General features: G+C 59.8%; 8 protein-coding genes. 1 reads left to right on the forward strand and 7 read right to left on the reverse strand.

The features are described 5' to 3' along the window. On the reverse strand, positions 1 to 558 hold a 558-nt coding region (locus ACFFAR_RS19690), incomplete at its 3' end, for an ATP-binding cassette domain-containing protein (RefSeq protein ID WP_174363844.1). Between the two features lie 362 nt (positions 559 to 920). Here ACFFAR_RS19690 and ACFFAR_RS19695 point away from each other — a divergent pair. Further along, positions 921 to 2897: a Cache 3/Cache 2 fusion domain-containing protein gene (locus tag ACFFAR_RS19695; protein WP_375508313.1), complete on the forward strand. Its 1977-nt coding sequence runs from the start codon at positions 921 to 923 to the stop codon at positions 2895 to 2897. A gap of 5 nt (positions 2898 to 2902) precedes the next feature. On the opposite strand, the gene ACFFAR_RS19700 is transcribed toward ACFFAR_RS19695, so the two are convergent. The 6 genes from ACFFAR_RS19700 to ACFFAR_RS19725 all read right to left on the reverse strand — a co-directional run. Continuing rightward, on the reverse strand, positions 2903 to 3535 hold the full coding sequence (locus ACFFAR_RS19700; RefSeq protein ID WP_062171910.1) for a flavin reductase family protein: 633 nt from the start codon (positions 3533 to 3535) through the stop codon (positions 2903 to 2905). Continuing rightward, the gene (locus tag ACFFAR_RS19705) at positions 3528 to 4469 is read right to left on the reverse strand and encodes a 3-hydroxyacyl-CoA dehydrogenase family protein (RefSeq protein ID WP_062171906.1); all 942 of its coding nucleotides are present in this window, start codon (positions 4467 to 4469) and stop codon (positions 3528 to 3530) included. The genes ACFFAR_RS19700 and ACFFAR_RS19705 overlap by 8 nt, the downstream gene beginning before the upstream one ends. A 192-nt stretch (positions 4470 to 4661) precedes the next feature. Further along, positions 4662 to 4949 (reverse strand): hypothetical protein, encoded by a 288-nt coding sequence (locus tag ACFFAR_RS19710; RefSeq protein ID WP_174363841.1) that lies wholly within the window; start codon positions 4947 to 4949, stop codon positions 4662 to 4664. 603 nt (positions 4950 to 5552) lie between these two features. Continuing rightward, complete coding sequence (locus ACFFAR_RS19715; RefSeq protein ID WP_162916086.1) at positions 5553 to 5705, reverse strand: hypothetical protein; 153 nt, start codon at positions 5703 to 5705, stop codon at positions 5553 to 5555. 244 nt (positions 5706 to 5949) lie between these two features. After that, a complete protein-coding gene (locus ACFFAR_RS19720; RefSeq protein WP_086380677.1) occupies positions 5950 to 6294 on the reverse strand; it encodes a hypothetical protein in 345 nt (114 codons plus the stop codon). A gap of 294 nt (positions 6295 to 6588) precedes the next feature. Further along, the coding region (locus ACFFAR_RS19725) for an MgtC/SapB family protein (protein ID WP_375508314.1) at positions 6589 to 7038 on the reverse strand (450 nt) is incomplete at its 5' end.

Below are 7038 nucleotides of genomic sequence, written 5' to 3' on the forward strand. Positions count from 1 at the left end.
CAGCGACGGGTTCACGGCCAGCGCCCGGGCAAGGCCCACGCGCTGCTGCATGCCGCCCGACAACTGCGCGGGCAGCTTCTGCGCAAACGGCGCAAGACCCACTTGTTCGAGCACGCCCATCGCGCGTTTTTCGCGTTCCTTGCGTCCGATCCCCGCCACTTCCAGTCCGAACGCCGCATTCGATAAAACCGTGCGTTGCGGCATCAGCGCGAACGACTGGAACACCATGCTCATGTCCTTGCGCCTGAGCGATGTCAGCTCCGAGCGCGGGACAGACGCCACATCGCGACCGTCGATAAGGACCTTACCCACGGTCGGCTCGACCAGCCGGTTGATCAGCCGGATCAGCGTCGACTTGCCGGAACCCGACAAGCCCATCAGCACGAAAATCTCGCCCTCGCGTACGTCGAAGGACACGTTGTGGACGCCGACAATCTGGCCGGTCCTGGCAAAGACCTCTTCTTTCGTTGCGCCGCCGGCAAGCATGTCGATCGCCTGCTTCGGGCTCGTACCGAAGACCTTGCACAGGTTTTCGACCACGACCTTTTCGGATTTCATCGAACGCTCTCCTGGTTGGCGGACGTGCGTCCGCGCTCTGCATACATAGTTGCCAGAAAAAAGTGCGGGTTGCCGACTATTTCCGACGCCCACATGTGGAAATACGACACCTCGATTTGCATTTTCTCGAAGAAAAAAAGACGGAGCCTTGTTGGGACAGGGTTTGCGCGCGATCGAGAGCGATTTTGTGGGATTTTTCGGATGTCGCGCCAGAGCAAGTGGCCGCGCTTTTCTTCGAACTTCAGGCAGCTTTCAGCCTTTTCCCGGGACCCGGAAGCGTTGCGAACGGTCGTTTCAGGTCAAGAATGCCGCCTCGCTGCCGTTAACCCTTCATATTCCCTACATGTATCTCAGAAATCACTATGTCGAAATTCAACCTCCGCCGGGCAAGTGCCGGCGCGAAGTTCGCTGTTCTTGCGTGCGTTCTTGCGGCCATGGTCGTCGCCGGTTTCACCATTGCGGTCACCCATTCGGCCGGCGAGGAGATCGATGCCCAGGCGCTCGGCCGCATGGACGACGATAACCGTGCAATCGGCACGATGATCCGTCTCTATGACAAAGCCGTCACCGCTGAAGTCGAACGCGCCATGACGCTGTTTTCGAGCTTCCTCCCGACGGATTTTGCGCTGGACGAAACGCAAAAGGTCGATATCGGCGGACTGGCGACGCCGACATTCAAAGCCGGCGACAAGCCGATGAACCTCGATTTCTCGATTCCCGATCAGTTCCTCGAACGCAGCGGCGCGATTGCGACCGTGTTTGCGCGAAGCGGCGACGATTTCGTGCGCGTGACGACCTCGCTGAAAAAACAGGATGGCGAGCGCGCGATCGGGACGCTGCTCGACCGCAAGAGCCCGGCATATGCGCTGATCGTGGGCGGCAAGCGATTTACCGGCATGGCGTCGCTGTTCGGCAAGCAGTACATCACCGAGTACAAACCCGTCGCCGATGCATCGGGCCGCGTGATCGGCGCGTTGTTCGTGGGCGTGGACATCACGGCGGAGATCGCCAAGCTGCAGCAGAACATTCGCGATCTGAAGGTCGGCGAGAACGGCTACTTCTTTGTCATCGATGCATCGAGCGGGCCGAATCGCGGCAAGCTTCTGGTGCATCCGGGCATAGGCGACTCGACCGGCACGTCGCTCCAGACAGCCGATGAACGCATCGCGCCGTTCAAGCAGATGCTGGACGCAAAAGAAGGCCGCCTTTCCTTCGATGCCCCTTCCACGCCCGAGCTTGCGAACCCGCAAGTGCATGGCGGCGCGAAGGAGATCGTGTTTCGCTCAGTGCCCGAATGGCAATGGGTGATCGGCGGAATTGCGTATCGCGATGAACTTCTCGCGGATATGCGAGCCATGCGCCATCGTTTCCTGGTGCTGGGGTTGCTCGTGATCGCCGGGTTGGTCGCCGTGCTGCTTTTTGCCGTGCGCAAGCTCGTGACGCAGCCGCTGGAACACGTCACGCACGCGTGCGAACAGATCGCCGCGGGCGACCTCAGCGTGCGCCTCGCCACCACGCGCGAAGACGACGTCGGCCGGTTGATGATCGCAATCGATGGCATCGCGACGGGCCTGGCGCGTATCGTCACGCAAGTGCGCAGTGCATCGGCGGACATGTCGGATGGCACCGGACGGATCGCGGCCGGCAGCAGCGACATCTCGCAGCGCATCGCGACGCAGGCCAGCAGTCTCGAGGAGACGGCCGCGAGCATGGAACAGATCACATCGACAGTGCAGCAAAACGCCGCCAATACGGCGCAGGCGGATCAACTGGTGGCATCGGCAAGCGAAGCGGCACGTGAGGGCGGCGAAGCGGTGAGCCGCGTCGTCACCACGATGAGCGCAATCGATGCATCAGCGCGCAAGATCTCGGACATCACCTCCGTGATCGAAGGCATTGCGTTCCAGACGAACATCCTGGCGTTGAACGCGGCCGTCGAGGCGGCGCGCGCCGGCGAACACGGCAGGGGATTTGCTGTCGTGGCGTCCGAAGTGCGCGGCCTTGCGCAACGCAGCGCTGCCGCCGTGAAGGAGATCGAGGGGTTGATCGCGGAATCGGTCGGCCGGGTCGCCGATGGTTACCGGATCGCCGAAGAAGCGCGCGGCACGATGACCGGAATCGTGGAACGCGTCGCGCGGGTGAACGCGATCATCGGTGAAATCAGCGTGGCGTCGCGCGAGCAATCGAGCGGTATCGAGCAGGTGAATCTCGCGGTCGCGCAGATCGGCGAAGCGACGCAGCAGAATGCGGCGCTGGTCGGCGAAGCGGAACAGTCAACCGCTGAACTGCTCGAACATGCGATAGCGCTCAACCGCGCGGTGAGCGTGTTCCGGGTCTGATCAACCTACGACGTCGGCCGGATCATCTCGAACATCTCGCCAATTGCGGCGTAGTCCCCGCGATATCCCGCCCGCATGATTGGCTGCGCGGCGGCGGTATCGAAGATGCCGTCCTTCAGGAACTCACGGCGGATATGCACGCCGACCACCTGGCCGAGCGCGAGCCAGTTGTTCATTGGCGTGCCGTCCAGCGCTTTCAGCCGGACGATCTGCAGAAGCTTGCATTCGAGCGCCGCCGGAGACTCCGCCACGTGCGGCACGTTCACATTCACGCCCGGCGCCTTGGTCAGCCCGGCGAGTTCAAATTCATCGACCTCATGCGCGACCGGCGCGGATGTCTTGTTCATCTGCTCGGCGAGCGGCCTGCTCGACAGATTCCACACGAACTCGCCGGTTTCCTCGATGTTCGTGATGCTGTCCTTGTACCCTTCGCTCGAGAACCCGATGATGTACGGGAACGTCGCGAACGCGCCAAAAAAGCTGTACGGCGCGAGGTTGACGCGGCCGTTCGGATCCCGGCTTGATATCCACCCGATCACCCGCGGCGCAACGATCGCCTTGAACGGATCGTGTCGAAGCTGATGTCCTTCGTCGGGGTGGTAGAAATGTGTGCCGGAGGTATTGCTGCTGTCATTCATGATTCTTCCTGGTCTGCTTTGCCGTGTGATGGATCAGCCGTTTGCGCCCCGCCTTCACGCGCGCGTGGTGTGCATCGTCCCAATCATAAAAGCCCTGCCCGCTGCGCACGCCCACGTGACCGTTTTCCACGCGCTCGCGCATCAGCTGCAGGACGTCTTCATCCTTCGCAAGTTCGGGCATCAAATGCAAGCCAATGTCGAGCAGCGTGTCGAGCCCGCCCAGATCCGCGCTTTCCAGCGGTCCGACCATGCCGTAACGCCGGCCGAGCGACGCTTTCATCACGGCATCGACAACTTCCGGGGTCGCCGCGCCCGACCTCACGATAGCCAGCGCCTCTCGCAACACGGCAAACTGCAGCCGGTTGCCAACGAAGCCCGGAATAGCCTTTGTCAGCACAACGGGTTCCATGCCGATGGCCGTCATCAAATCTGCCGTGCGGCGTGTGACCTCGGGATCGGTTTCTGTACCCGGTACGACTTCAACGAGCGGGATGGTATGCGGTGGATTCCAGAAATGCGCAATCACGAACCGAGCCTTGTTTTCCAGCACTTGCGCGAGAAGATCGGGCGGAAAACCGCTGGTATTGCTGGCAAAGATGGCGTCGTCGCGCAGTAACGGTTCGAGCGCCCTATAGGTCCGGTTTTTCAGTTCGAGCAATTCGGGAATCGCTTCCACGATAAACCCCGCCGTCGCCACACGTTCGAGCTTGTCCGTGGTTTCAATGCGCCCGAGGACAACCGCTTTATCGTCCGCATGGAAAACGCCAGCGTCGATCAGTTCGTCAAGGATTGCCTCTGCTTTTGCCTGCACCGACGCCAGCCGCGCGGCATCGATGTCATGAACAATGGTCGGGTAACCGTGCAGCGCCGCTTGTGTTGCAATGCCAACGCCCATGAGGCCACTGCCCACCACGCCGATAGTGATCTGATTCAATTTCTCTCCGCTGTTTTTAAGCCGATCATTCAACCCTTGCCGGCTAGGATAGCGTAGCGGCCTGAAACCCGCGCCTCGGCCAAACGGCCGTGACGTGCATCGGAGCGGCAAATCCAGGGCGAAAAAAAACCGGCGGCCTTTTCAGGAAGCCGGCTTTTGCCGTGCATCTCGGTCTGATCTCAGCCCGTGAGATCAGTCATGGTGGCGGTCATCATGCGGCGGGTGGTGCGGACCCTGATCGTGCGGGTGATGGCGCATCCATTCGTCGCGCTGCCAATACCGATGACCGTCCCAATAGCGGTCGCCGTGCCAGCCGAGGTTGATCACCACGGCGGTCTTCATCATGTGGGGCTCGCCGTAGGTTTGCTGCATGGCCGGTCCGTGAATCATGCCGTTGTCGACCTGAGCAAATGCCGCCGTGCCCGTCATTAACGCGCCGCCGGCAAGCAAGGCAGCGATGATCGTGCGTGATGTTTTCATGACTATTCTCCTTTTTAGCTTCTCACAAGACGCGCGGTGAACGTGGGGATGTGTTGTGCCAGTGCCGCGTCGTTGAAACCACTTTAGCCACGCCGCAGATTGCACGACGTGAGGGCTTGTAAGTGTTCGTATCAATGAAAAGAATAGTCCGCGTCGGGTCGCGTAAATTGCAAGCTGTTGATTGAATTGACTTTCAGGACGTATATACGGCGGCGGGCCACTGGTTTTTTTGGCGCACCGTGTAAGCAACGAAAATATGAAATCAAGTTTTTCGTACGACATATTACGGAACGATTTCAGTAACCTGATCCGTTATGTGGTTGTAATAGAAGGCGTGAATCAGGCCTCGTCCAGCGAGTATGGGAAATCGATACGGTGGGGAAAGCGAAACGGAAAGCGCACGAAGCAACGCCGATGAAGCGGGGAATTTGTGACGATGGCCGCGGAGACAACCAGGCTATCGGTAAAACGTTTCCAAGCTAGAAAAACTACATCATTGAAACTCTAAGAAAACAGGCGGACCGCACTACGAAAATTTCATGTCAAGCAAAAAACAACAGCATGATCAACTTTCGACGCGGTCCGCGCTGCTTTCGCGACAGCTCACAGACGAATACCGAAAACGGTGCCACGTGCCTTGCGTACGCGCTCTGCTTCGGCTTGACGGGCTTGGTACGAGTAGTCCGAGTCCATCGGAAGATGCGGCGATTCAAACAGCGATGCGATTTTTTGCAGCAGTGCGAAGAGGTAGCTCATGTCAAACTCCGGTTGGTTGGTTCAGGGTTATCCCTTAGGCATGATTATAGGGTTTTCACTGACAGATTCCTAGCGCAACGCAACATTTTCTTCGTAGTTTTTCTACATCAATGCGTTTTAGCAACGACAGAGCAGTATCAAGACCGCAAAAACAGTAAGGGTTACCGGATTGTTGCGGCTAGGTTTCCTACACGGATGGAATCAACGCAGGAAAGTGTGAGCCGCGAGAGTGGCGGCCCGAGTCCTAGTCGACCCGCGGTGAGCTTTTTCGGGAGCCGGTGTGCGGTTCCGTGTTCGAGTGATCGGCTGACGCCAGCGGCAATTCGCCGTTGGCGGGGGCTTCGGGTTGACTACAACCGGCAGTATCGTCCTCTCTTGCTTCGTGCCGCGTCGCGCGTATCGATGCCAAGTGCTCTTGCGCGTCTTCCATCGACGAGACAGCCTCCACCGCCGCCATGAACACGTCCGGCAATTCGAAGCCCGGCAGCGTGCACTGCCGGATGTCCGTGTTCAACGCCTGGAGCGTGGCGCGCTCGGTATCCTCGGCGAACAGATCGAGCGTCGGCGCTCCGTACGGCGCGCGGCTCATCACAGCGCCACGCTGCACTGGCCGCGCGGCACGAGCAAGTCTGGCGGCGGCGTCTATCGGAGCGGGCGCGTGGGCAGCCATATTGGCAGGGTCATCAGCCGAGGCAGGAGAAACATCTGGACGAGCGGGATCTACAGCGGAATCGGGCATAAGTCGATGATGAAGAACAACGCGGAAAGCGAAGCTTGCGAGCGACCACCACCACTTATAAAGCGGCCCGGCGCCAAACGTCTGCGGGATTTTTTGAGCGCGCATTGTCGCACGTCGCTGCCGATAATTTCGGCAACCACATCGCTACAGTGCGCCTTCTTCCTTGAATTCACGCACGGTATCCAGCGCGCGCAACCTTGCGCAAATCGCCTGATATTCCGTCGCCGACACCCGCGACAGCGAAATCTGCACTTCATCCAGGTCGGCGGAATCATCGCTTTGCTGTACGACAAACTGCTTCACCCGCACGCTTCCCGCACCAAGCGCCTCATGCAGCGCGTGGAAATTCAACGTGCCGCGCTCCACGAGCAAGGTCAACTGACGGCGCTGTTTCACCGATATGAACCGCCGTTCCAGCGGCTTGATACCCGCAAGAATGATCAGGATGATGATGGTAGCAGCGATCGATGCCGTGTAGAGTCCGCCGCCCACGGCGAGTCCGATCGCGGCGACCGACCACAGGCTCGCCGCCGTCGTGAGGCCGCGGATGATCTCGCCGCGCAACAGAATGGAGCCCGCGCCGAGAAAGCCGAT

Origin of the sequence: uncultured Caballeronia sp. (assembly GCF_964243625.1) — a bacterium.
Taxonomy (GTDB): Bacteria; Pseudomonadota; Gammaproteobacteria; order Burkholderiales; family Burkholderiaceae; genus Caballeronia.

Excerpts from the sequence above, each read along its gene's own strand:
- ACFFAR_RS19715 (WP_162916086.1), bottom strand. The coding sequence starts at position 5,705 with ATGAGCTACCTCTTCGCACTGCTGCAAAAAATCGCATCGCTGTTTGAA.
- ACFFAR_RS19710 (WP_174363841.1), bottom strand. The coding sequence starts at position 4,949 with ATGAAAACATCACGCACGATCATCGCTGCCTTGCTTGCCGGCGGCGCG.
- ACFFAR_RS19720 (WP_086380677.1), bottom strand. The coding sequence starts at position 6,294 with ATGAGCCGCGCGCCGTACGGAGCGCCGACGCTCGATCTGTTCGCCGAG.
- ACFFAR_RS19700 (WP_062171910.1), bottom strand. The coding sequence starts at position 3,535 with ATGAATGACAGCAGCAATACCTCCGGCACACATTTCTACCACCCCGAC.
- ACFFAR_RS19695 (WP_375508313.1), top strand. The coding sequence starts at position 921 with ATGTCGAAATTCAACCTCCGCCGGGCAAGTGCCGGCGCGAAGTTCGCT.